The 24,872-nt window shown below is 63.7% G+C and carries 22 protein-coding genes and 4 tRNA genes; 25 read left to right on the top strand and 1 reads right to left on the bottom strand.

Annotation, left to right across the window (positions count from 1 at the left end; all coding sequences use genetic code 11):
- Positions 1-120: 120 nt before the first annotated feature.
- From AC1DXX_RS22915 to gph, 4 genes are all read left to right on the top strand, one after another.
- Positions 121-1,017, top strand: a complete 897-nt coding sequence (locus tag AC1DXX_RS22915; protein WP_478136506.1) for a LysR family transcriptional regulator — start codon at positions 121-123, stop codon at positions 1,015-1,017.
- 70 nt (positions 1,018-1,087) lie between these two features.
- The gene (locus AC1DXX_RS22910; protein WP_478136505.1) at positions 1,088-1,357 is read left to right on the top strand and encodes a hypothetical protein; all 270 of its coding nucleotides are present in this window, start codon (positions 1,088-1,090) and stop codon (positions 1,355-1,357) included.
- A gap of 322 nt (positions 1,358-1,679) precedes the next feature.
- A complete protein-coding gene (locus AC1DXX_RS22905; protein WP_478136504.1) occupies positions 1,680-1,880 on the top strand; it encodes a hypothetical protein in 201 nt (66 codons plus the stop codon).
- Between the two features lie 233 nt (positions 1,881-2,113).
- On the top strand, positions 2,114-2,815 hold the full coding sequence (gene gph / locus AC1DXX_RS22900; protein ID WP_478136503.1) for a phosphoglycolate phosphatase: 702 nt from the start codon (positions 2,114-2,116) through the stop codon (positions 2,813-2,815).
- On the opposite strand, the gene AC1DXX_RS22895 is transcribed toward gph, so the two are convergent.
- Entirely contained in the window at positions 2,812-3,411 is a 600-nt protein-coding gene (locus AC1DXX_RS22895; protein ID WP_478136502.1) for a chalcone isomerase family protein, read from the bottom strand. The two genes, gph and AC1DXX_RS22895, sit on opposite strands and share 4 nt — an antisense overlap.
- A gap of 326 nt (positions 3,412-3,737) precedes the next feature.
- On the opposite strand from AC1DXX_RS22895, the gene trpE reads away from it, so the two are divergent.
- From trpE to rpoC, 21 genes are all read left to right on the top strand, one after another.
- Entirely contained in the window at positions 3,738-5,240 is a 1,503-nt protein-coding gene (trpE, locus tag AC1DXX_RS22890) for an anthranilate synthase component I (RefSeq protein ID WP_478136501.1), read from the top strand.
- A complete protein-coding gene (locus tag AC1DXX_RS22885) occupies positions 5,237-5,629 on the top strand; it encodes a GxxExxY protein (RefSeq protein WP_478136500.1) in 393 nt (130 codons plus the stop codon). Before trpE ends, AC1DXX_RS22885 begins: the two co-directional genes overlap by 4 nt.
- Positions 5,626-6,210, top strand: a complete 585-nt coding sequence (locus AC1DXX_RS22880; RefSeq protein ID WP_478136499.1) for an aminodeoxychorismate/anthranilate synthase component II — start codon at positions 5,626-5,628, stop codon at positions 6,208-6,210. Before AC1DXX_RS22885 ends, AC1DXX_RS22880 begins: the two co-directional genes overlap by 4 nt.
- A 122-nt stretch (positions 6,211-6,332) precedes the next feature.
- Complete coding sequence (gene ltaE, locus AC1DXX_RS22875) at positions 6,333-7,391, top strand: low-specificity L-threonine aldolase (protein WP_478136498.1); 1,059 nt, start codon at positions 6,333-6,335, stop codon at positions 7,389-7,391.
- A 16-nt stretch (positions 7,392-7,407) separates the two neighbouring features.
- A complete protein-coding gene (locus AC1DXX_RS22870) occupies positions 7,408-8,070 on the top strand; it encodes a LysE family translocator (protein ID WP_478136497.1) in 663 nt (220 codons plus the stop codon).
- Positions 8,071-8,091: 21 nt separating this feature from the next.
- Positions 8,092-9,114 carry an anthranilate phosphoribosyltransferase gene (gene trpD / locus AC1DXX_RS22865; RefSeq protein ID WP_478136496.1) on the top strand — a complete coding sequence of 341 codons (1,023 nt, stop codon included), beginning with the start codon at positions 8,092-8,094 and terminating at the stop codon, positions 9,112-9,114.
- A gap of 30 nt (positions 9,115-9,144) precedes the next feature.
- A complete protein-coding gene (gene trpC, locus AC1DXX_RS22860) occupies positions 9,145-9,945 on the top strand; it encodes an indole-3-glycerol phosphate synthase TrpC (protein WP_478136495.1) in 801 nt (266 codons plus the stop codon).
- Positions 9,942-10,649: a uracil-DNA glycosylase gene (locus AC1DXX_RS22855; protein WP_478136494.1), complete on the top strand. Its 708-nt coding sequence runs from the start codon at positions 9,942-9,944 to the stop codon at positions 10,647-10,649. Before trpC ends, AC1DXX_RS22855 begins: the two co-directional genes overlap by 4 nt.
- 107 nt (positions 10,650-10,756) lie before the next feature.
- A tRNA-Tyr gene (locus tag AC1DXX_RS22850) sits at positions 10,757-10,842 on the top strand.
- A gap of 64 nt (positions 10,843-10,906) precedes the next feature.
- Positions 10,907-10,980 (top strand) — tRNA-Gly (locus AC1DXX_RS22845).
- Positions 10,981-11,022: 42 nt separating this feature from the next.
- Positions 11,023-11,097 (top strand) — tRNA-Thr (locus AC1DXX_RS22840).
- A 73-nt stretch (positions 11,098-11,170) separates the two neighbouring features.
- The gene (gene tuf, locus AC1DXX_RS22835) at positions 11,171-12,364 is read left to right on the top strand and encodes an elongation factor Tu (RefSeq protein WP_012745744.1); all 1,194 of its coding nucleotides are present in this window, start codon (positions 11,171-11,173) and stop codon (positions 12,362-12,364) included.
- 21 nt (positions 12,365-12,385) lie between these two features.
- Positions 12,386-12,461: transfer RNA gene (locus AC1DXX_RS22830), tRNA-Trp, on the top strand.
- Between the two features lie 103 nt (positions 12,462-12,564).
- Positions 12,565-12,948, top strand: a complete 384-nt coding sequence (secE, locus tag AC1DXX_RS22825) for a preprotein translocase subunit SecE (protein WP_007831049.1) — start codon at positions 12,565-12,567, stop codon at positions 12,946-12,948.
- Positions 12,949-12,951: 3 nt separating this feature from the next.
- A complete protein-coding gene (gene nusG / locus AC1DXX_RS22820) occupies positions 12,952-13,554 on the top strand; it encodes a transcription termination/antitermination protein NusG (RefSeq protein ID WP_042579443.1) in 603 nt (200 codons plus the stop codon).
- 158 nt (positions 13,555-13,712) lie between these two features.
- Positions 13,713-14,144, top strand: a complete 432-nt coding sequence (gene rplK, locus AC1DXX_RS22815) for a 50S ribosomal protein L11 (protein ID WP_093441997.1) — start codon at positions 13,713-13,715, stop codon at positions 14,142-14,144.
- Positions 14,145-14,843 carry a 50S ribosomal protein L1 gene (rplA, locus tag AC1DXX_RS22810; protein WP_478136493.1) on the top strand — a complete coding sequence of 233 codons (699 nt, stop codon included), beginning with the start codon at positions 14,145-14,147 and terminating at the stop codon, positions 14,841-14,843. It abuts the gene before it with no gap.
- A gap of 244 nt (positions 14,844-15,087) precedes the next feature.
- Positions 15,088-15,630: a 50S ribosomal protein L10 gene (gene rplJ / locus AC1DXX_RS22805; RefSeq protein WP_093023395.1), complete on the top strand. Its 543-nt coding sequence runs from the start codon at positions 15,088-15,090 to the stop codon at positions 15,628-15,630.
- 46 nt (positions 15,631-15,676) lie between these two features.
- Positions 15,677-16,048 carry a 50S ribosomal protein L7/L12 gene (rplL, locus tag AC1DXX_RS22800; RefSeq protein ID WP_198789614.1) on the top strand — a complete coding sequence of 124 codons (372 nt, stop codon included), beginning with the start codon at positions 15,677-15,679 and terminating at the stop codon, positions 16,046-16,048.
- A gap of 295 nt (positions 16,049-16,343) precedes the next feature.
- Positions 16,344-20,468 (top strand): DNA-directed RNA polymerase subunit beta, encoded by a 4,125-nt coding sequence (gene rpoB, locus AC1DXX_RS22795; RefSeq protein ID WP_478136492.1) that lies wholly within the window; start codon positions 16,344-16,346, stop codon positions 20,466-20,468.
- A gap of 21 nt (positions 20,469-20,489) precedes the next feature.
- Positions 20,490-24,722, top strand: a complete 4,233-nt coding sequence (gene rpoC / locus AC1DXX_RS22790; protein ID WP_478136491.1) for a DNA-directed RNA polymerase subunit beta' — start codon at positions 20,490-20,492, stop codon at positions 24,720-24,722.
- Positions 24,723-24,872: the final 150 nt, after the last annotated feature.

Genomic DNA, 24,872 nt, shown 5'->3' with positions numbered 1-24,872 from the left:
AAAAGAAAGAAAGCGGAAGGTGGGAACAGGAGGTTCCAGGCATTCTCAAGACCCCGATTTCATTACGCAAATGATTAAATTTCCTTCCATTCACGAAGGCGATTCATTAATCTAGCGGCCATGAGCTTCGACACCGGCCTCCTGCAGGCATTCATCGCCGTCCATCAGGCCAACGGCTTTACCCGCGCTGCAGAGCAACTGCACCTGACGCAATCGGCGGTCAGCCACCAGATCCGCCGGCTGGAAGAACTGGTCGGGCGCCCGCTGTTCCACCGCACCACGCGGCGCCTGAGCCTGACCGCCGACGGCGAGGACTTCCTGCGCCATGCCGAGCGCATCCTGCAGGCGCAGGACGCGCTGACGCGGCACTTCCGCTGCTCGCCCATCGAAGGCACGGTGCGCTTCGGCGTGCCCGAGAGCTTCATGAGCGAGGGCCTGCCGCAGCTGTTGCGCCAGTTCTCGCGCAGTTGTCCCAACGTCCGGCTGGAGGTGAGCGTGGGTCTGACGCTCGACCTGGCCACGATGGTGCGCGAGCGCGAGCTCGACCTGGCGGTGGTGGTGTCGGTCTCGGGTGCGGTCCAGGGCACGCTGCTGCGGCGTCTGCCGATGGTGTGGGCCGCTGCCGAGGGCTTCGAGCGCGCCGACGACGCCTCGCTGCCGCTGGCCTATTCGCCAACGCCCTGCGTGTGCCGCCAGGTCAGCATCGATGCGCTGAACAAGGCCGGCATCCCCTGGCACGGCGCCTTCAGCTCGCACAGCCTGCAGGACCTGCGCACGGTCGCGCTGAGCGGCCTCGCGGTGGCCACGTTCACCCGCGACAACCTGCGCCCGGGCATGGTGGTGCTGGACGAGCGCGACGGCCTGCCCGCGCTGTCGACGCTGGACTTCACGCTGGCCTACGGCGAAGGCGACGCGAAGGACCGCAGTCCGGCCGTGGTCGAACTCGGCCGCCTGATCGAACAGGCCGAGTGGGCCCGCCAGGACAAGCCCGCGCGGCGGCCGCGCCGCGCGCCGTGAGCCCTTCGGGGCTCTTTTCCATGGGATATGCTGCGCGGCGCAACGCAATCTTTGAACTTGGAGTGAATCGATGGAAGAAGTGAAGATCCTTCAGATCATGCCCGCTGAAGGGTGGGTCGCTGTATACGACGGCGGCGATGAAGGGGAAATGGAAGAGCCGCTGGCCTGTTTTGCGCTGGTGCAAGTCGACTACAAAAATGGCGACGGCCTCCAGACAGAAGTGCGCGGGATGGCGCCCGACGAAAAGCTCATGGCGTTCGTGGAAGATGCTACAAACTTTGTGACGGTTCGCCGCGCTGAAGAAGCCGAAAACGAAGAGGAAGGCGAGGCCGCCGAGTAGATTTTCCTTGGCAGGGCCGGCAAGCCTGGGAGGCAACTACAAACGGACCCTTCGGGGTCCGTTTGTCGATCAAAGCCGAGGAGTCAGACAGAGGGTGTCTGCACCCAGGGTCAAATTGCTTGCAATCGCTGGACCTGTGCGGCTGCCGCTCAAACTTTCGACAGCGGCGAGTCCTTGACTGCATCGATGACGAAAGCCTGAGCATGAAGAGTGACAGCGGTCGGCATCGAGGCGGTTCCCTGAGCGGTTTTTTTTCTCCCTGGCCTCTACCAGCGCCGAACCACTGTCGAGAAGCAGTGTGCGTGACTCAAGTGAAATCGGAGTGAAGTCCGTGCAGGAGTTCTGTGAAACGATACTTGCCGTCTTGTTTCGCGCAACTCCTGCCCTAGACCCATTCGGGTTCGAGGAAGCCGGGATGCGCGAAAGTGCATGGCGCTTGCGCTATGAGCAGGTCTTCATCGATGAGGGCGAGCACCGGATCGAGCATTGGGGGCTACGGCAAAATTCGGCCGAGGCTGTGTGAAAGAACCGATGCGGGCGACGCTTCTCTGAAAGTCGACCGCTCAGATCGCCTGCTGGACCACGAACGAATTGAATGCTCCGGCCGATCGCGTAGTTTCTGTTGGAGAGTCCGACCCAGTGATAAGCGATGAAGATCACAAGGGCTGCCGTCATTTCCATTGAGGCTAGGTGTGTCCGAACGGCCATGGTGCTCTGTAAAGTGACAGGCAGTTTTCGCAACTCTATTTGTTTGTCTTGAACTCTATTAGCTTCGATCTTTCCCGCTTCGATGCCGCCATCGTCGACCTCGACGGCACCATGGTCGACACGCTCGGCGACTTCGCCGTGTCGCTGAACCACATGCTCGATGACCTCGCGCTGCCACGTGTCGACCCGGCCGCGGTCGAACGGATGGTGGGCAAGGGCTCGGAGCACCTGATCCTTTCGGCGCTCGCACATGTGATGACGCCTGCCGGCGCGGTCGACGCGGCGGGCGTTCGATCGAAGGCGCAGGCCCTGTTCGATCGCGCCTGGGAGCGCTACCAGCATCACTACCTCGCTATCAACGGCCAGCACTCGGCCGTGTACCCCGGGGTGATCGAGGGTCTGAAGGCGCTGCGTGCGCGCGGCCTGCGGCTGGCCTGCCTCACCAACAAGCCGACCTCATTCGCCAAGCCGTTGCTGGCTGCGAAAGGGCTGGATGGTTTCTTCGAGCTGGTGTTCGGCGGCGACGCCTTCGAGCGCAAGAAGCCCGACCCGCTGCCGCTGCTGAAGACCTGCGAGGCGCTGCACACCGTGCCGGCACGCACGCTGATGATCGGCGATTCGAGCAACGACGCCCGCGCCGCAAGGGCCGCAGGCTGCCCGGTGGTGCTGGTGACCTACGGCTACAACCACGGCGAGCCGGTGCGCGGCGTGGATGCGGACGGTTTCGTGGATTCGCTGGCCGTTCTCTAGGGTTTGCCCAGCATCGCGTCCTTCAGCTTCCAGTCGGCCGGGTTCGGGCCGAGCCAGATGCGCAGCAGCGCATTGAAGAAGGCGGGCTCCTTCACCGGATCGGCCTGCGGCACGCCGCGCACCGTGATCACCGTGCCCGTGCCCGGCAGCCAGTCGATGGTGAAGGTGTCGCCGGTCTTGAGCTGTTTCTGGTCCGCAAACATCTGGCCCATGCGCAAGAGGCCCGGAATCAGGTTGACCATTTCGCTCTTCGGCGAGTTGTCTTCCACGCCCTTGGTGAAGAGCTTGCCGAGTTCGTTGGCGTCGATGTCGCGCAGCATCGTGATGGCCACGCGCTTGGGGCCGGGTGCGGCCAGCGCTTCTTCGGCGGTGGAGACCTTCTTGCCCAGGTACAGGCCCGCCGTATAGACCTTGAAGATGGCCTTGTAGCGAACGCCCGCACCGTTGAGCTGCAGGGAGGTACCGCGCAAATCCAGCTGATCGTCCAGCTTGACGCCGGCGATATCCACTTGCGCGGCCGAGGCGCCGAGTGCCGTGGCCAGGCAGGCCAGCGCGGCGAGACGGGAGAACACGGTCGGTATCGAGAGTGCGAGCAAGTGAGCCTCCTTGTATTTGCGAACGGTCGTGCGAATGTATCTTTTCGTTTTACGAATGGCCCTCGGGGGAACCCTGAAGACGCCAGTTGCACGCCGGCCCGTTTTCGTGGGCTAAACTCGGCCTTCCATGTTCGTTCATCACATCATTCAAACAGGTGAAGGCAGCCGGGGAGCCTGGCCCTGGCGTAGCCATACTTCGCTGACTGTTTGATTGCACGGCGCACGCCGTGCGCCCGCGGCTCCGGATCGCTACCGACTCCGGACCACCAGTGAATGACCTTGCCACCGGCCGAAGCAGCGTCGGCAGGCAATTGGAGAACGAATCCGTGATCACCGAACTTGAATTCAAGAGCCTCAGCGCCCAGGGCTACAACCGCATTCCGTTGATGGCCGAGGCCTTTGCCGACCTCGAAACACCGCTTTCCCTCTACCTCAAGCTGGCCCATTCGCAGGGCGGCGGCAAGCACAGCTTCCTGCTCGAATCGGTTGTGGGCGGCGAGCGCTTCGGCCGCTACAGCTTCATCGGCCTGCCGGCCCGCACGCTGCTTCGCGCCAGCGGCTTCGGCGCCGAGGCGGTCACCGAAGTGGTGACCGACGGGCAGGTCGTCGAGACCGCCAAAGGCAATCCGCTCGATTTCGTGGCCGAATACCAGAAGCGCTTCAAGGTCGCACTGCGGCCCGGCCTGCCACGCTTTTGCGGCGGGCTCGCAGGCTACTTCGGCTACGACACCGTGCGCCACATCGAGCGCAAGCTCGAGAAGACCTGTCCGCCCGACACGCTGGGCTGCCCCGACATCCTGCTGCTGCAGTGCGAAGAGCTGGCGGTCATCGACAACCTCTCGGGCAAGCTCTACCTGATCGTCTACGCCGACCCCAAGCAGCCCGAGGCCTATGCCGGCGCCAAGCGCCGCCTGCGCGAGTTGAAGGAAAAGCTCAAGTACTCGGTGAGCGCGCCCATCGTGAAGCCCACGCAGCCGCACCCGCCCGAGCGCAGCTTTGCCAAGGCCGACTACCTGGCGGCCGTCGAGCGTGCCAAGGAAATGATCGCCGCCGGCGACTTCATGCAGGTGCAGGTGGGCCAGCGCATCAGCAAGCGCTACACCGAGTCGCCGCTGTCGCTGTACCGCGCGCTGCGCTCGCTGAACCCCTCGCCCTACATGTACTACTACCACCTGGGCGATTTCCACGTGGTCGGGGCCTCGCCCGAGATCCTGGTGCGCCAGGAGAACACGGGGGAGGGCGAACAGAAGATCACCATCCGCCCGCTGGCCGGCACGCGTCCGCGCGGTGCGTCGCTGGAGCTCGACAAGGCCGCCGAGGTGGAGCTCATCAACGATCCGAAGGAGCGCGCCGAGCACGTGATGCTGATCGACCTCGCGCGCAACGACATCGGCCGCATTGCCAAGACCGGCACCGTCAAGGTGACCGAGGCCTTCGCGGTCGAGCGCTACAGCCACGTGATGCACATCGTGAGCAATGTCGAAGGCACGCTGAAGGACGGCATGACCGCCATCGACGTGCTCAAGGCCACTTTCCCGGCCGGCACGCTGACCGGCGCGCCCAAGGTGCATGCGATGGAACTCATCGACCAGTTGGAGCCCACCAAGCGCGGCCTCTACGGCGGCGCCTGCGGCTACATCAGCTATGCGGGCGACATGGACGTGGCGATCGCGATCCGCACCGGCATCGTGAAGGACCAGATGCTGCATGTGCAGGCCGCGGCCGGCGTGGTCGCCGATTCGGTGCCCGAGCTGGAGTGGAAAGAAACGGAAGCCAAGGCCCGCGCACTGTTGCGCGCCGCCGAACTGGTCGAGGAAGGCCTGGAATGAGCAACGCACCCGATATCCAGAACGACTTCTCGCACGAGATCATCGGCGCCGCCGTCGAGGTGCAGCGCGTGCTCGGCACGGGGCTCGACGAAAGCGCCTATGCGGCCGCACTGGCGATCGAACTCGCCGAGCGCGAGATCGGCTTCACGCGCGACGTGGGGCTGTCCGCCGCCTACAAGGGCCGCTCGCTCGGCGAGGTGTACCGTGCGGGCTTCGTGATCGAGCAGTCGGTCATCGTCGAGCTCAAGGCGGTCGATGTGCTGACCGATCTGCATCGCGCGCAGGTGCTGGCCGCGCTGCGGCTCTCGGGCCTCAAGCTGGGCCTCCTGATCAACTTCAACGTGTTCCCCGTCGTCAAGGGCGTGCACCGGATTGTGAGCAAGCCATGAAACTGCTGATGATCGACAACTACGATTCCTTCACCTACAACATCGTCCAGTACCTGGGCGAGCTGGGGGCGGATGTACAGGTGCATCGCAACGACGAGATCACGGTGGCGCAGATCGGCGAACTGATCGCCTCCGGCGTGACCCGGCTCGTGGTGTCGCCGGGGCCTTGCTCGCCGGCGGAGGCGGGCGTTTCGGTGGCGGCCATCGAGGCCTTCGCGGGCAAGCTGCCCATTCTGGGTGTGTGCCTCGGCCACCAGGCCATCGGCGCGGCCTTCGGCGGCAAGATCGTCCGCGCGCAGCAGCTGATGCACGGCAAGACCAGCGTGATCACGACCACGCGCGAGGGCGTGTTCGCGGGGCTGCCCGAGAAGTTCATCGTCAACCGGTACCACTCGCTCTCGATCGAGCGCGAGAGCTGCCCGAAGGCCCTGGCTGTCACCGCCTGGACCGACGACGGCGAGATCATGGGTGTGCGGCACACCGGGTTTGCGCATGACGTGCGCATCGAAGGCGTGCAGTTCCACCCCGAATCGATCCTCACCGAGCACGGCCACGCGATGCTCAAGAACTTCCTGGATTGACTGGCATGGCTCTCCCCCAGCCTTCGCGCACTTCGTGTCGCTTCGCCAACCCCCTCGCCGGGGGCAATACCAGCGGCCCGGCAGAGCCGGTTCCGCGGTATTCCCACTAAGGATCCAAAGACATGCCGACCTCTCATTCCATCGTTGATCTGCGCAGCGACACCGTCACGCAACCCACGCCCGCGATGCGCGAGGCCATGATGGCGGCGGCGCTCGGTGACGACGTCTTCGGCACCGATCCGAGCGTCAACGCGCTGCAGGAGAAGATCGCCGCGCTGCTGGGCTTCGAGGCGGCGCTCTTCGTGCCGACCGGCACGCAGAGCAACCTGTGCGCGATCCTTTCGCATTGCGGCCGTGGCGACGAGTACATCGTGGGCCAGCAGGCGCACTGCTACCGCTGGGAAGGCGGCGGCGCCGCGGTGTTCGGCAGCGTGCAGCCGCAGCCGCTCGACCATGCGCCCGACGGCACGCTGCCGCTTGCGCAGATCGAGGCGTCCATCAAGCCCGACGACGCGCATTTCGCGCGCACGCGGCTGCTGGCACTGGAGAACACGCTGGGCGGCAAGCTGCTGCCCTTCGAGTACGTGCAGGCGGCGACGGATCTGGCCAAGGGCAAGGGGCTGCAGCGGCATCTGGACGGGGCGCGTCTCTTCAATGCCGCGACCGCGCAGGCCGCGTTGAACAAGCGCAGCGACATCCGCGCCGAGGCGCGCCGCATCGCGCAGTGCTTCGACAGCGTGTCGGTCTGCTTCAGCAAGGGGCTGGGCGCACCCATCGGCTCGGCGCTGGTCGGTTCGCGCGAGTTCATCGCACAGGCGCACCGCATCCGAAAGATGGCGGGCGGCGGCATGCGGCAGGCCGGGTTGCTCGCGGCAGCGGCTTCGCATGCGCTCGATCACCACGTCGACCGACTCGCCGACGACCACGCACTGGCCCAGCGCCTTGCGCAGGGGCTCGAAGGCATCGAAGGCCTCAAGGTCGAGGCGCCGCACACCAACATCGTGTTCGTCGATCTCACGGGTGCGGCGCAGGCGCGCTCGTCGGAACTGCTCGCGAGCCTCAACCAGCAGGGCATTCTCGCGACCGGGCTCTATCGCCTGCGCTTCGTGACGCACCTCGATGTCGATGCGACTGGGGTGGACCGCGCCATCGCAGCCATCCGCGGCTTCTTCAACGCCTGACGCGCAGGAGCCCGCGATGCCCGATCTTCCGCATCTGCTCGCTTTCATCGCCGCAGGCTGGCTGCTGAACCTGACGCCGGGGCCCGATGTGCTCTACATCGTGGCGAACTCGCTGCGCTCCGGCGTGCGCGCCGGCATCGTGGCGGGGCTTGGCATCACGACCGGCTGCTTCGTTCACATCCTTGCCGCTGCAGTGGGCGTCGGAACGCTGATGGCCACTTCCGCAGCGGCCTTCACGGTCCTCAAGTACATCGGCGCGGCCTATCTGCTCTACCTCGGCGTGCGCATGCTGCTGTCGCGCGCGACGCCGCCCGCCGACCTGGGCAAGGCGGCCGCCGCGGTGAGCGGGGAACGCAGCCTCAAGGCGATCTTTCTCGGTGGCTTCTGGACGAACGTGCTCAACCCGAAGGTCGCGCTGTTCTTCCTGGCCTTCGTGTCGCAGTTCATTGCACCGGGCACCGGCAACACGGCTGTCGCCTTCGTGCTGCTGGGCGTGCTTTTCAACCTCAATGCGATCCCCGTCAACGTGGGCTGGGCCGTGGCGGCGGGCTGGATGGCGCGTCGCGGCGCGGTGCAGAAGGGCATGCACTGGCTCGATCGCGCCGCCGGCGTCCTTTTCATCGGCTTCGGCCTCAAGCTCGCGTTCACCGACGCCCCGGCCGTTCGCGCCGGCCACTGACAAACACCCAGGAGACTTCCCATGATCACTCCCCAGGAAGCGCTGCAGCGCACCATCGAGCACCGCGAGGTCTTCCACGACGAGATGCTGCACATCGTGCGGCTCATCATGAGCGGCGAATGCTCGCCCGTGATGATGGCCGCGCTGATCACCGGCCTGCGCGTCAAGAAGGAAACCATCGGCGAAATCACTGCCGCCGCGCAGGTGATGCGCGAGGTGTCGACCAAGGTGCCCGTGACCGACACGACGCACCTCGTGGACATCGTCGGCACCGGCGGCGACGGCTCGCACACCTTCAACATCTCGACCTGCTCGATGTTCGTTGCGGCCGCGGCCGGTGCGAAGGTCAGCAAGCACGGCGGGCGCAGCGTGTCGAGCAAGTCGGGCAGCGCCGACGTGCTGGAGTCGCTGGGCGTCAACATCAACCTGAAGCCCGAGCAGATCGCGCGCTCCATCGAGCAGGTGGGCATCGGCTTCATGTTCGCGCCGAACCACCATCCGGCGATGAAGAACGTCGCACCGGTGCGCAAGGAGCTGGGCATCAAGACCATCTTCAACATCCTCGGGCCGCTGACCAACCCGGCGGGGGCGCCGAACATCCTGATGGGCGTGTTCCACCCCGACCTCGTGGGCATCCAGGTGCGCGCGCTGCAGCGGCTCGGCACCGAGCACGCGCTGGTGGTCTACGGGCGCGACGGCATGGACGAAATCTCGCTCGGCGCCGCCACCATGGTGGGCGAGCTCAAGGACGGCGAGATCCGCGAGTACGAGTTGCACCCGGAGGACTTCGGTTTTGCGATGTCGAGCAACCGCGCGCTGCGTGTGGAGACCCCCGAGCAGTCGAAGGCAATGCTGCTGGGCGTGCTCGACAATCAGGCTGGCCCGGCCCTCGACATCGTGCTGCTGAACGCCGGTGCGGCGCTGTATGCCGCCAATGTGGTCGATTCGGTGGCTGCGGGCATCGAACGCTCGCGCACGGCCATCGCGTCGGGCGCGGCAAAGGCCAAACTGGCCGAGCTGGTCAAGGCCTCGACGACCGTCTGAGTCCAGAGAAAACCGAAAGCACAAGAAGCCATGTCCGACATCCTCGACAAGATCGTTGCCGTCAAGCACCAGGAGATCGCGGCCGCGCAGAAGCGCACCTCGCTCGAAGCCATCCGCTTCGATGCCGAAAGCCGCGTGCTGACGCGCGATTTCGAAGCCGCCCTGCGCGCCAAGATCGCCGCCGGCCAGGCCGCCGTGATCGCCGAAGTCAAGAAGGCCAGCCCGAGCAAGGGCGTGTTGCGCGAAGACTTCATTCCGGCCGACATCGCGCAAAGCTATGCCGAGGGCGACGGTGAAATCAGCGCGGCCTGCCTTTCGGTGCTGACCGACAAGCAGTTTTTCCAGGGCAGCGTCGACTATCTCAAGCAGGCTCGTGCCTCGTGCGACCTGCCGGTGCTGCGCAAGGATTTCATCGTCGATGCGTACCAGGTGTACGAATCGCGCGCGATGGGCGCCGATGCGATCCTGTTGATCGCCGCTTGCCTCGACGACGCGCAGATGAAGGATTTCGAGGCCATCGCGCGCGGGCTCGGCATGGCCGTGCTGGTCGAAGTGCACGACGCGGCCGAACTCGACCGCGCGCTCAAGCTCAGGACGCCGCTCATCGGCGTCAACAACCGCAATCTGCGCAATTTCGAGGTGTCGATCCAGGCCACCATCGACCTGCTGCCCAGGCTGCCGGCCGACCGGCTGGCGGTGACCGAATCCGGCATCGCCACGCGCGAAGACGTCGCCACGCTGCGTGCGGCGGGCGTCAACGCCTTCCTGGTCGGTGAAGCGTTCATGCGTGCCAAGGAACCCGGCGAGGCCCTCGCTGCGTTGTTCAAATGAGCGGGGCGGATCAGCTGTCGAGCAGCGATCCCGCCGACTGGCCTGTGGCGCCGGGCTGGCAGCCGCTGGTCGACGACTTCTTTGCCGGCATCGTGGGGCAGAAGCTGCGGAGTTTCCTGCGCGAACGCCTCGATGCCGGGGCCGTGATCTTTCCTCCGCGGCCGCTGCGGGCGCTGGAGCTGACGCCGCCCGAAGACGTGCGCGTCGTGATCCTGGGCCAGGACCCGTACCACGGGCGCGGCCAGGCCGAAGGGCTCGCGTTCTCGGTGGCGCCCGGCGTGGCGCTGCCACCGTCGCTGCGCAACATCTTCAAGGAGCTCCAACGCGACCTTGGAACGCCGCCGCCGCCGTTCCCGCATCCGGGCGGCAGCCTGGTGAAGTGGGCGACCCACGGCGTGCTGCTGCTCAACACCTGCCTCACGGTCGAGGAGGCCCAGCCGGCCAGCCACTCCGGCCGTGGCTGGGAGGTGCTGACCGATGCCGTCATCCGCCATGTATCGGACGGTGCGAAACCTGTTGTTTTTATGCTGTGGGGCTCGCATGCGCAAAGTAAGCGTGCGTTGATCGACGTTAAGCGCCACAAGGTGCTGATGTCGAACCATCCGTCGCCGCTTTCCGCGTTGCGCCCGCCCGTGCCTTTCATTGGCTGCGGACATTTCGGCGAGGCGCGCGCTTGGCGGGAGGCGCGCCAGATGGGCGGCTGAATTCGAGGATAATCCCCGCGGTTCCCGCCTCGTGCAGTTTTCCCGCTTCTTCTTGGTGCTGGGGGTTCTGTGTAGTCACAAAATCGTGCTATATTTCGAGGTTCGCCGGAGAGGTGGCCGAGTGGTTAATGGCAGCAGACTGTAAATCTGCCCTCTTACGAGTACGCTGGTTCGAATCCAGCCCTCTCCACCAGCGATGAATTTGGTTTCTAAGAGCGATTGGATCTAGCGCTTTGGGTGCCTTGAAGTGCCCCGATGCGGGAGTAGTTCAATGGTAGAACCCCAGCCTTCCAAGCTGATGACGCGGGTTCGATTCCCGTCTCCCGCTCCAGAGACTCGGTTCAGCGCCGGAAAAGCGATTGGTTAGACAAAAGCCCTTTTGGCTCAGTGGTAGAGCACTCCCTTGGTAAGGGAGAGGTCGCGGGTCCGATTCCCGCAAAGGGCACCAGTTTTTGGGGGTTGCAACGGCAGGTTTGCAACCCATCTGCATACGTTGAAATCGTTTTTTTCGGAGTCGAAAAATGGCAAAAGGTAAGTTCACCCGCACCAAGCCGCACGTGAACGTGGGCACGATCGGTCACGTTGACCACGGCAAGACCACGCTGACGGCTGCRATCGCAACCGTTCTGTCGGCCAAGTTCGGCGGCGAAGCCAAGGCCTACGACCAGATCGACGCRGCGCCCGAAGAAAAGGCCCGCGGCATCACGATCAACACCGCCCACGTCGAGTACGAAACGGCCAACCGCCACTACGCACACGTCGACTGCCCCGGCCACGCCGACTATGTGAAGAACATGATCACCGGCGCTGCCCAGATGGACGGCGCCATCCTGGTGTGCTCGGCCGCCGACGGCCCGATGCCCCAGACSCGYGAGCACATCCTGCTGGCTCGCCAGGTGGGTGTGGGCTACATCATCGTTTTCCTGAACAAGTGCGACATGGTCGACGACGCCGAGCTGCTCGAACTCGTTGAAATGGAAGTGCGCGAGCTGCTCGACAAGTACGAGTTCCCTGGCGACGACACCCCCATCATCCACGGCTCGGCCAAGCTGGCCCTGGAAGGCGACAAGGGCAAGCTGGGCGAAGAAGCCATCATGAAGCTGGCYGAAGCGCTCGACACCTACATCCCGACGCCCGAGCGCGCCGTGGACGGCACCTTCCTGATGCCCGTCGAAGACGTGTTCTCGATCTCGGGTCGYGGCACCGTCGTGACCGGCGCYGTGGAGCGTGGCGTGATCAAGGTCGGCGARGAAATCGAGATCGTCGGCATCCGCCCGACCGTCAAGACCACCTGCACCGGCGTGGAAATGTTCCGCAAGCTGCTGGACCAGGGSCAGGCTGGCGACAACGTCGGCGTGCTGCTGCGCGGCACCAAGCGCGAAGAAGTCGAGCGCGGCCAAGTGCTGTGCAAGCCCGGCTCGATCAAGCCGCACACGCACTTCACCGCCGAGGTGTATGTGCTGTCCAAGGACGAAGGTGGCCGTCACACGCCGTTCTTCAACAACTACCGTCCGCAGTTCTACTTCCGCACGACGGACGTGACCGGCGCGATCGAGCTGCCCAAGGACAAGGAAATGGTCATGCCTGGCGACAACGTCAGCATCACCGTGAAGCTGATCAACCCGATCGCGATGGAAGAAGGCCTGCGCTTCGCCATCCGTGAAGGCGGCCGTACCGTGGGTTCGGGCGTCGTGGCCAAGATCCTCGACATCTAAGCCGAGCGTAAAGAGTACCGGAGGGGTATAGCTCAATTGGCAGAGCGTCGGTCTCCAAAACCGAAGGTTGTAGGTTCGATTCCTACTGCCCCTGCCACCTAGGTGGCACTCCGAAAAAAGCCCGTCGCGTCCCGACGGGCTTCGGCGTCTCAAGAGACGCATTGAATTGAAGGCCGAAAGGCACAGGAAATCAGCCAAACATGGCCACTTCTCAAATCGAAACCGTGAGCACGGGCGCCGACAAGGCCAAATTGGCCGCGGCCGTGGTGCTGGCAGTGGGCGCCATCGTGGCGTTCTATCTGCTGTCGCGCCAAGGCTCGCTGGTGCAGTGGGCTGCACTGCTGGTCGGCCTTGCCGCAGCCGTGGGTGCCTTCGGCAGTTCGGAGAATGGCCGTCAGTTGTGGGCCTTCGGCCGCGACTCGTGGCGCGAGGTCAAGAAGGTCGTCTGGCCGACCCGCAAGGAAGCGATGCAGATGACGGCTTATGTGTTTGCCTTCGTGGCGATCATGTCCGTCTTCCTCTGGCTCACCGACAAGACACTCGAATGGGTGTTTTTCGACCTCATTCTGGGCTGGAGAAAGTAAGCAATGACCGACGACGTAGTTGAAACCACGCCTGAAGAAGAGAACACTCCGATTCTGGCCCCCGCTGCCAACCCCGATCTGCGTTGGTACGTGGTTCATGCCTATTCGGGCATGGAGAAGGCTGTCGAGCGCAACATCACCGAGCGCATCAACCGCGCCGGCATGCAGGACAAGTTCGGCCGCATCCTGGTCCCGACCGAAGAAGTGGTCGAGATCAAGAACGGCCAGAAGCGCACGACCGAGCGTCGCTTCTTCCCGGGCTACGTGCTGGTCGAAATGATCATGGACGACGAAAGCTGGCACCTGGTGAAGCACACCAACAAGGTGACGGGTTTCGTGGGTGGCGCCAAGAACCGCCCGGCACCGATTTCGCAGAAGGAAGTCGAGGACATCGTCAGCCAGATGCAGCAGGGCACCGAGAAGCCGCGCCACAAGGTGGAGTTCACCGTCGGCGAGTTCGTGCGCGTCAAGGAAGGCCCGTTCACCGACTTCAATGGCACGGTGGAAGACGTCAACTACGAGAAGAGCAAGGTCAGCGTGTCGGTCATGATTTTCGGCCGCTCCACGCCTGTCGAGCTCGAATTCAGCCAGGTCGAGAAAACCTGAGGCTTTGCGGGACAGACCACGCGAAGCGTGCGCTGTCCTCAACTGATTAGAAGGTCTTCGCGCTCCCCGACTCGGCGCGAAGACAGTGTGAAAAGAGTCGTTTAACCCCGGGGAGCCGCGGCGAGAGCCAAGGCGATATCACCCGCAAGGAGCAAAGCATGGCGAAAAAAATCGTCGGCTTCATCAAGCTGCAAGTACCAGCTGGTAAGGCCAATCCGTCACCACCCATCGGTCCCGCACTGGGCCAGCGTGGTTTGAACATCATGGAGTTCTGCAAGGCGTTCAACGCGCAGACCCAAGGCGTCGAGCCGGGTCTGCCGCTGCCGGTGGTCATCACCGCGTTCGCTGACAAGAGCTTCACCTTCATCATCAAGACGCCCCCGGCGATCACCTTGATCAAGAAGGCCATCAAGCTGGACAAGGGCTCGGCCCGTCCGCACCTCGACAAGGTCGGCAAGATCACGCGCGCACAGCTCGAAGAAATCGCCAAGGCCAAGATGAAGGACCTGACTGCAGCCGATCTGGACGCAGCAGTTCGCACCATCGCCGGCTCTGCCCGCTCGATGGGCGTGAATGTGGAGGGCGTGTAAATGTCCAAGATCACCAAGAAGCAAAAGGCGCTCGAAGGCAAGGTCGACAGCAACAAGCTGTACGCACTCGTTGACGCGATCGGCCTCGTGAAGGAAGCCGCCACCGCCAAGTTCGACGAATCGATCGACGTGGCTGTGCAGCTCGGCATCGACGCGAAGAAGTCGGACCAGGTCGTGCGTGGCGCCGTCGTGCTGCCCAACGGCACCGGCAAGACCAAGCGCGTGGCTGTGTTCGCCCAGGGCGCCAAGGCTGAAGAAGCCAAGGCCGCCGGCGCCGACATCGTCGGCATGGACGACCTGGCTGCGATGGTCAAGGCTGGCGACATGCCTTTCGACGTCGTGATCGCTGCCCCCGACGCCATGCGCGTCGTCGGTACGCTCGGTCAGATCCTCGGCCCGCGCGGTTTGATGCCCAACCCCAAGGTTGGCACCGTGACCCCGGACGTCGCCACGGCTGTGAAGAACGCCAAGGCTGGTCAGGTCCAGTTCCGCGTCGACAAGGCCGGCATCATCCACGGCACGATCGGCCGTCGTTCGTTCGACACCGACAAGCTGCAGGGCAACCTCGCTGCGCTGATCGACGCGCTGGTCAAGGCCAAGCCGGCGACCAGCAAGGGCGTGTACCTGCGCAAGGTGGCTGTGTCGTCGACCATGGGTCTGGGTGTCCGCGTGGACACGCAAACCATCTCGGCGAGCTAAAGAGATTTGCCTTGCCCGAAAGGGTGGGGCGAATGTGGTGGGTCGCGGCAGCTTCGGTTGCCGTGAGCCATCCAAGACCGCTGGTGTGCAGGGTGCCTGCACTTAATCGCCGGACCTTTTGTCCGGCAATCAGCGCAGATGGCGACCCCACTGCAAGGAATTTGATTTTTGTTCCTAACAGTTGGTCGCTGCATGAAGCGCGATCCGAGGCCCCGGCCGAAGATCGCATTAAAAGGAGTAGACCTTGAGTCTGAATCGCAGTGAGAAAGAAGCGGTCATCAGTGATGTGACCAGCCTCGCCGCAAAAGCTCAAACGCTCGTGCTGGCGGAATACCGTGGCATCACGGTTGCCGATATGACCAAACTGCGCAGCGAAGCGCGCAGCAAGGGTGTGAACCTCAGCGTGTTGAAGAACACGCTGGCACGCCGTGCTGTCGCTGGTAGCGCATTCGAAGTCATTGGCGACCAGATGACCGGCCCGCTGATCTACGGCTTTTCCGAAGACGCAGTGGCCGCCGCCAAGGTGGTGGCCGACTTCGCGAAGACCAACGACAAGTTGGTGATTCGCGGTGGTGCGTTTGGCGGCAAGGCCCTGGACGTGAACGGCGTGAAGCAGCTCGCAAGCATCCCTTCGAAGGAAGTGTTGCTGGCGCAGTTGCTGGGCTTGATGCAATCCCCGATTTCCCGTACGGCACGCGTTCTCGCGGCGCTGGCCGCGAAGCGTGGGGAAGGCGCAGCAGCACCCGCAGCCGATGCACCGGCAGAAGCCGAGGCGCAGCCCGCATAAGCCGGCTTGCGTTTGAAATATTCAACCCAATTGTTAGGAAACAAAAATGGCATTCGATAAAGACGCATTTCTGACCGCGCTCGACAGCATGACGGTCCTGGAACTCAACGAACTGGTGAAAGCCATCGAAGAGAAGTTTGGCGTGAGCGCTGCCGCCATGGCAGGCCCCGCAGCTGCAGGCCCCGCCGCTGCAGTGGCCGAAGAACAAACCGAATTCAACGTCGTGCTGGCTGATGTCGGCGCGAACAAGGTTTCGGTCATCAAGGCTGTGCGCGAAATCACCGGCCTGGGCCTCAAGGAAGCCAAGGACCTGGTGGAAGCCGCTCCCAAGGCTGTCAAGGAAGCCCTGTCCAAGGCTGACGCTGAAGCCGCCAAGAAGAAGCTGGAAGAAGCCGGCGCCAAGGTGGAACTGAAGTAATTCAGTCCCCCTAGAGGGCTGGAGGTGCCTGAAAAGGCCCTCCAGCCTTTGCCGCTTTCAGAGCGCACCCAAAAGCCGGCTTGGCGCCGGCTTTCCCGGAGACCTTCAGGTCGACGGAAAAGCAAAAGCCAAGACGTTTTTTGAGTGTCTTCTGACCCCGACTGCAGAAGACCCCTTGGTTCGGGCGATGTGCAACGCATCGCTGTCCGCCAACGGCTGGTAGTGGCCAGCCGCCAAGCAGTGGTGCCCCGGCACTGCTGACAAGTCGCTGAAGATCTCAAGCTCCGGAGCTCTCATGGCCCAATCGTCCGCGTACAGTTACACCGAACGCAAGCGCATCCGAAAAAGTTTCGGTAACCGCGACAGCGTCGTCGAAATCCCCTACCTGCTGCAGATGCAGAAAGACGCGTACACCGCGTTCCTGCAAGCCGGCATCGCCCCCAAACAACGCACCGTCGAAGGCCTGCAGGCCGCGTTCGACGCCGCCTTCCCGATCGTCTCGCACAACGGTTTTGTCGAGATGAAGTTCCTCGAGTACAACCTCGCGAAACCGGCTTTCGACGTGCGTGAATGCCAGACCCGCGGTCTGACCTTCGCCTCGGCCGTGCGCGCCAAGGTCCAGCTCATCATCTATGACCGCGAGTCGTCGACGTCGCAGTCGAAGGTGGTCAAGGAAGTGAAGGAACAAGAGGTCTACATGGGCGAAGTGCCGCTCATGACCGAAAAGGGTTCGTTCATCATCAACGGCACCGAACGCGTGATCGTGTCCCAGCTGCACCGTTCGCCCGGCGTGTTCTTCGAACACGACAAGGGCAAGACGCACAGCTCGGGCAAGCTGCTGTTCTCGGCCCGCGTGATTCCTTACCGCGGTTCGTGGCTCGATTTCGAGTTCGACCCGAAGGACATGCTGTACTTCCGCGTGGACCGTCGCCGCAAGATGCCGGTCACGATCCTGCTGAAGGCCATCGGCCTGAACCCGGAATCGATCCTCGCGAACTTCTTCGTGAACGACAACTTCCGCCTGATGGACAGCGGCGCGCAAATGGAGTTCGTCTCCGAGCGCCTGCGCGGCGAAGTCGCGCGCTTCGACATCACCGACAAGTCGGGCAAGGTCGTGGTCGCCAAGGACAAGCGCGTCACCGCGCGCCACACGCGTGAACTCGAGCAGTCGGGCACCACGCACATCAGCGTGCCGGAAGACTTCCTGGTCGGCCGCGTCATCGCCCGCAACATCGTCGACGCCGACTCCGGCGAAATCCTGGCCAAGGCCAACGACGAACTGACCGAAGCACTGCTGAAGAAGCTGCGCACGGCCGGCGTGCAGGACGTTCAGGTGATCTACACCAACGAACTGGACCAGGGCGCGTACATCTCGCAAACGCTGCGCATCGACGAAACCGTCGACGAATTCGCAGCCCGCGTGGCGATCTACCGCATGATGCGCCCCGGCGAGCCGCCGACGGAAGACGCCGTGCAAGCGCTGTTCCAGCGCCTGTTCTACAACCCGGACACGTACGACCTGTCGCGCGTCGGCCGCATGAAGTTCAACGCCAAGGTCGGCCGCGACGAATCGACCGGCCCGATGGTGCTGACCAACGAAGACATCCTGGCCGTGGTCAAGATCCTCGTTGACCTGCGCAACGGCAACGGCGAAGTCGACGACATCGACCACCTCGGCAACCGCCGCGTGCGTTGCGTCGGCGAACTGGCCGAAAACCAGTACCGCACCGGCCTGGCCCGCATCGAGAAGGCCGTGAAGGAACGTCTGGGTCAAGCGGAGCAAGAGCCGCTGATGCCGCACGACCTGATCAACAGCAAGCCGATCTCGGCCGCGCTGAAGGAATTCTTCGGCGCCTCGCAGCTGTCGCAGTTCATGGACCAGACGAACCCGCTGTCCGAAATCACCCACAAGCGCCGCGTGTCGGCTCTTGGCCCGGGCGGTTTGACGCGTGAACGTGCAGGCTTCGAAGTGCGCGACGTGCACGTGACCCATTACGGCCGCGTGTGCCCGATCGAAACGCCTGAAGGCCCGAACATCGGCCTGATCAACTCGCTGGCCCTGTACGCCCGCCTGAACGAATACGGTTTCATCGAGACGCCGTACCGCCGCGTGGTCGACAGCAAGGTCACGATGGACATCGACTACCTGTCGGCCATCGAAGAAGGCAAGTACGTCATCGCCCAGGCCAATGCGGTCCTGGACAAGGACGGCAAGCTGACGGGCGACCTGGTCTCGGCGCGTGAAGCCGGCGAATCGATCCTGGTCGGTGCCGAGCGCATCCAGTACATGGACGTGTCGCCTGCGCAGATCGTGTCGGTGGCTGCCTCGCTCGTGCCGTTCCTCGAGCACGACGATGCGAACCGCGCGTTGATGGGCGCCAACATGCAGCGTCAGGCCGTGCCTGTGCTGCGTCCCGAGAAGCCGATCGTCGGTACCGGTATCGAGCGCGTTTCCGCGGTCGACTCGGGCACCGTGGTCACGGCCACCCGTGGCGGTATCGTCGATTACGTCGACGCGACCCGCATCGTGGTGCGCGTGAACGACGCCGAAGCGGCTGCCGGTGAAGTCGGTGTGGACATCTACAACCTGATCAAGTATCAGCGTTCGAACCAGAACACCAACATCCACCAGCGTCCGATCGTCAAGCGCGGCGACAAGATCGCCAAGGGCGACGTGGTAGCCGACGGCGCATCGACCGACCTCGGCGAACTGGCCCTCGGCCAGAACATGCTGATCGCGTTCATGCCCTGGAACGGCTACAACTTCGAAGACTCGATCCTGATCTCGGAACGCGTCGTGGCCGAAGACCGCTACACCTCGATCCACATCGAGGAACTGGTGGTGATGGCCCGCGACACCAAGCTCGGTGCCGAAGAAATCACGCGCGACATCCCGAACCTGGCCGAGCAGCAGCTCAACCGCCTCGACGAATCCGGCATCATTTATGTCGGCGCCGAAGTGCAGCCGGGCGACACGCTGGTGGGCAAGGTCACGCCGAAGGGCGAGACCACGCTGACGCCTGAAGAGAAGCTGCTTCGCGCCATCTTCGGCGAGAAGGCTTCCGACGTGAAGGACACCTCGCTGCGTGTGGATCAGGGCTCGCAAGGCACCGTGATCGACGTGCAGGTGTTCACCCGCGAAGGCATCACGCGCGACAAGCGCGCCCAGCAGATCATCGACGACGAGCTCAAGCGCTTCCGCCTCGACCTGAACGACCAGCTTCGCATCGTCGAAGCCGACGCGTTCGACCGTATCGAGAAGCTCCTGACCGGCAAGGTCGCCAACGGCGGCCCGAACAAGCTGGCCAAGGGCACCAAGCTCGACAAGGCCTACCTGTCGTCGGTCGAGAAGTTCCACTGGTTCGACATCCGCCCGGCGGAAGACGAAGTGGCAACGCAGCTCGAGTCGATCAAGAACTCGCTGGAGCAGACGCGCCACAGCTTCGACCTCGCGTTCGAAGAAAAGCGCAAGAAGCTCACGCAGGGCGATGAGCTGCCCGCGGGCGTGCTCAAGATGGTCAAGGTCTACCTGGCCGTCAAGCGCCGCCTGCAACCCGGCGACAAGATGGCCGGCCGCCACGGCAACAAGGGCGTGGTGTCGAAGATCGTTCCGGTCGAAGACATGCCCCACATGGCCGAYGGCACGCCGTGCGACATCTGCCTGAACCCGCTGGGCGTGCCTTCGCGGATGAACGTGGGCCAGGTGCTCGAAGTGCATCTGGGCTGGGCCGGCAAGGGCATCGGCAACCGCATCGGCGACCTGCTGCAGCAAGAGGCCAAGGTGGCCGAGCTGCGCAAGTTCATGGAGCAGCTGTACAACGGCTCGGGCCGTCCGGAAGAACTCGGCCAGCTGAGCGACTCCGACGTGCTCACCATGGCGGCCAACCTGTCCTCGGGTGCCACCTTCGCCACGCCGGTGTTCGACGGTGCCTCGGAAGAAGAAATCCGCGGCATGCTGAAGCTCGCCTATCCGGACGACATCGCCAAGCTCAAGGGCCTGACCGATACGCGCACGCAGGCCTACCTGTTCGACGGCCGCACCGGCGACCAGTTCGAGCGTCCCGTCACCGTCGGCTACATGCACTTCCTGAAGCTGCACCACTTGGTCGACGACAAGATGCACGCCCGCTCGACCGGCCCGTACTCGCTCGTCACGCAGCAGCCGCTGGGCGGCAAGGCGCAGTTCGGCGGCCAGCGTTTCGGGGAAATGGAAGTGTGGGCGCTGGAAGCCTACGGCGCCGCCTACGTCCTGCAGGAAATGCTGACCGTGAAGTCCGACGACGTGCAAGGCCGTACCAAGGTGTACGAAAGCATCGTCAAGGGCGAGCACTCGATCGAAGCCGGCATGCCGGAATCGTTCAACGTGCTGGTCAAGGAAATTCGTTCGCTGGGGCTCGACATCGAGCTCGAGCGTTCTTAATTTGAAAAGGGAAAGAGTCTTATGAAATCGCTACTCGACCTGTTCAAGCAATTTACGCCCGATGAGCATTTCGATGCCATCAAGATCGGCATGGCTTCGCCCGAGAAGATCCGTTCGTGGTCTTTCGGCGAGGTGAAGAAGCCAGAGACGATCAACTACCGGACCTTCAAGCCCGAGCGCGACGGTCTCTTCTGCGCCAAGATCTTCGGCCCCATCAAGGACTACGAGTGCCTGTGCGGCAAGTACAAGCGCCTGAAGCACCGCGGCGTGATCTGCGAGAAGTGCGGCGTTGAAGTCACGCAGACCAAGGTGCGTCGCGAGCGCATGGGTCACATCGACCTGGCCGCACCCTGCGCCCACATCTGGTTCCTGAAGTCGCTGCCGTCGCGTCTGGGCCTCGTGCTCGACATGACGCTGCGCGACATCGAACGCGTGCTGTATTTCGAAGCGTACGTGATCACCGACCCCGGCATGACCCCGCTGAAGAAGTTCGGGATCATGTCCGAGGACGACTATGACGCGAAGCGCAAGGAATACGGCGACGAATTCATCGCCAAGATGGGCGCCGAAGGCATCAAGGACCTGCTCCAGGGGATCGAGCTCGACAGCGAGATCGAACGCCTGCGCGGCGACCTGACCGGCTCCGAAGTCAAGGTCAAGAAGAACTCCAAGCGCCTGAAGGTGCTGGAAGCCTTCCGCAAGTCGGGCATCAAGCCCGAGTGGATGGTGCTCGACGTGCTGCCCGTGCTGCCACCGGACCTGCGTCCGCTGGTGCCGCTGGACGGCGGCCGCTTCGCGACCTCCGACCTGAACGACCTGTACCGCCGCGTCATCAACCGCAACTCGCGTCTGCGCCGCCTGCTGGAGCTGAAGGCTCCGGAAATCATCGCGCGCAACGAAAAGCGGATGCTGCAGGAAGCCGTGGACTCGCTGCTGGACAACGGCCGTCGCGGCAAGGCCATGACGGGTGCCAACAAGCGCGCGCTCAAGTCGCTCGCCGACATGATCAAGGGCAAGAGCGGCCGCTTCCGCCAGAATCTGCTGGGCAAGCGCGTCGACTACTCGGGCCGTTCGGTCATCGTGGTGGGCCCGACGCTCAAGCTGCACCAGTGCGGCCTGCCGAAGCTGATGGCGCTCGAACTCTTCAAGCCCTTCATCTTCTCGCGCCTCGAAGCCATGGGCATCGCGACCACGATCAAGGCGGCCAAGAAGGAAGTCGAATCCGGCACGCCGGTGGTCTGGGACATCCTGGAAGAAGTGATCAAGGAACACCCGGTCATGCTGAACCGTGCGCCTACGCTGCACCGTTTGGGCATCCAGGCGTTCGAGCCGATCCTGATCGAAGGCAAGGCGATCCAGCTGCACCCGCTCGTTTGCGCGGCCTTCAACGCCGACTTCGACGGCGACCAGATGGCCGTCCACGTGCCGCTGTCGGTGGAAGCACAGATGGAAGCCCGCACGCTGATGCTGGCCTCCAACAACGTGCTGTTCCCGGCTTCGGGCGAACCGTCGATCGTTCCTTCGCAGGACGTGGTGCTGGGTCTGTACTACACGACCCGCGACCGCATCAACGGCAAGGGCGAGGGCCTGATCTTCTCCGACATCGGTGAAGTGCAGCGCGCGCTCGACGCCAACGAAGTCGAGCTGACCGCCAAGGTCGCCGTGCGCATCACGGAGTACACCAAGGACAAGGAAACCGGCGTGTTCACGCCGTCGACCTCGCTGGTGGACACCACCGTGGGCCGTGCACTGCTGTCCGAGATCCTGCCGAAGGGCCTGCCGTTCTCGAACATCAACAAGGCGCTGAAGAAGAAGGAAATTTCCAAGCTCATCAACGTCTCGTTCCGCAAGTGCGGCCTGAAAGAGACCGTCGTGTTCGCCGACAAGCTGCTGCAAAACGGCTTCCGTCTGGCAACCAAGGCCGGCATCTCGATCGCGATCGACGACATGCTGGTGCCCGCCGAGAAGCACGGCATCATCGAGCGTTCCGCCAAGGAAGTGAAGGAGATCGAGCAGCAGTACGTCTCGGGTCTCGTGACCTCCGGCGAGCGCTACAACAAGGTGGTGGACATCTGGGGCAAGGCCGGCGACGAAGTGTCGAAGGTCATGATGGCCAAGCTGTCGAAGCAGAAGGTCATCGACCGCCACGGCAAGGAAGTCGAGCAGGAGTCGTTCAACTCCATCTACATGATGGCCGACTCCGGCGCCCGCGGTTCCGCAGCGCAGATTCGCCAGGTGGCCGGTATGCGGGGCCTGATGGCCAAGCCGGACGGCTCGATCATCGAGACGCCCATTACCGCGAACTTCCGCGAAGGCCTGAACGTGCTGGAGTACTTCATCTCCACCCACGGTGCCCGTAAGGGTCTGGCCGACACGGCGCTGAAGACCGCGAACTCGGGTTACCTGACCCGTCGTCTGGTCGACGTGACGCAAGACCTGGTCGTGACCGAGCAGGACTGCGGTACGCACGGCGGTTACCTGATGCGCGCCATCGTCGAAGGCGGTGAAGTGATCGAATCGCTGCGCGACCGTATCCTCGGCCGCTCGGCTGCGGACGACGTGCTGCACCCGGAAAACCGTTCGGTGCTGCTGAAGGCCGGCGAGATGTTCGACGAAGACAACATCGAAGTCCTGGAAGCCCAGGGCGTCGACGAAGTCAAGGTCCGCACCGCGCTGACCTGCGAAACCCGCTTCGGCATCTGCGCCACCTGCTACGGCCGCGACCTGGGTCGCGGCGGCCTGATCAACATCGGCGAAGCCGTCGGTGTGATCGCGGCCCAGTCGATCGGCGAACCCGGCACGCAGCTGACGATGCGTACGTTCCACATCGGTGGCGCGGCATCGCGTGCGGCAGTGGCCTCGAGCGTCGAAGCCAAGTCCACCGGCGTGATCGGCTTCAACGCCACGATGCGCTACGTGACCAACAGCAAGAACGAGCTGGTGGTGATCGCACGTTCGGGCGAGATCGTCATCCATGACGAACACGGCCGCGAGCGCGAACGCCACAAGGTGCCGTACGGTGCGATCCTGGCGGTCAAGGCCGACCAGCAGATCAAGGCCGGCCACGTGCTCGCCAACTGGGATCCGCTGACGCGCCCGATCATCACGGAATTCGCCGGCAAGACGCAGTTCGAGAACGTCGAGGAAGGCCTCACGGTCGCCAAGCAGGTGGACGAAGTGACCGGCCTGTCGACCCTGGTCGTGATCGATCCGAAGCGCCGCGGCGCTGCCAAGGTCGTGCGCCCGCAGGTGAAGCTCATCGACGCCTCTGGCGCCGAAGTGAAGATCCCGGGCACCGACCACTCGGTGACGATCGGCTTCCCGATCGGCGCCCTGGTGCAGATCCGCGACGGCCAGGACGTGGGCCCCGGCGAAGTGCTGGCGCGTATTCCGGTCGAAGGCCAGAAGACCCGCGACATCACCGGCGGTCTGCCGCGCGTTGCCGAGCTGTTCGAAGCCCGTTCGCCGAAGGACAAGGGCATGCTGGCCGAAATGACCGGTACCGTGTCGTTCGGCAAGGAAACGAAGGGCAAGATCCGCCTGCAGATCACCGATCCGGAAGGCACGGTCTGGGAAGACCTCGTGCCGAAGGAAAAGAACATCCTGGTGCACGAAGGCCAGGTGGTGAACAAGGGCGAAAGCGTGGTCGACGGTCCGGCGGACCCGCAGGACATCCTGCGCCTGCTGGGTTCGGAAGAACTGGCGCGCTACATCGTGGACGAAGTGCAGGACGTGTACCGCTTGCAGGGTGTGAAGATCAACGACAAGCACATCGAGGTGATCGTTCGCCAGATGCTGCGCCGCGTCGTGGTCGACAACATCGGCGAGACGAACTACATCTCCGGCGAACAGGTCGAACGCAGCGAAATGCTCAACACCAACGACGCCCTGCGCGCCGAAGGCAAGATCCCCGCGACGTTCACCAACCTGCTGCTGGGTATCACGAAGGCATCGCTCTCGACCGACTCGTTCATCTCGGCCGCTTCCTTCCAGGAAACGACGCGCGTGCTGACCGAAGCCGCGATCATGGGCAAGCGCGACGAGCTGCGCGGCCTGAAGGAAAACGTCATCGTCGGCCGCCTGATTCCCGCAGGCACCGGCATGGCTTACCACCAGGCGCGCAAGGTCAAGGATCAGATGGACGAGGCCGAGCGCCGCGCCATCGCCGAATCCGAAGCCGCCGAGCTGGCTGGTTCGAGCAGCAGCGATGTTTCCAGCACGGCCGACGCCAGCGAAGGCGCCGCGACCGAATAACCGGCTAGCATCACCGGCCATGACCGGTACCCCACGCCCCCCGACCGCCCCCGGTTGGGGGGCGTTTTTCTTTGTGCTTTCCATGAGGTGTCGTTCCCGATGAGTGTGTTGCCCGAGTCGCTGGCCAGCTGGATCGCCGTTGCGGTGCTG

The sequence above is a fragment of the Variovorax sp. P4_B10 genome (assembly GCF_056402375.1).
Note: the sequence above shows the minus strand (reverse complement) of the source record. Positions and strands in the feature narration are given on the sequence as shown.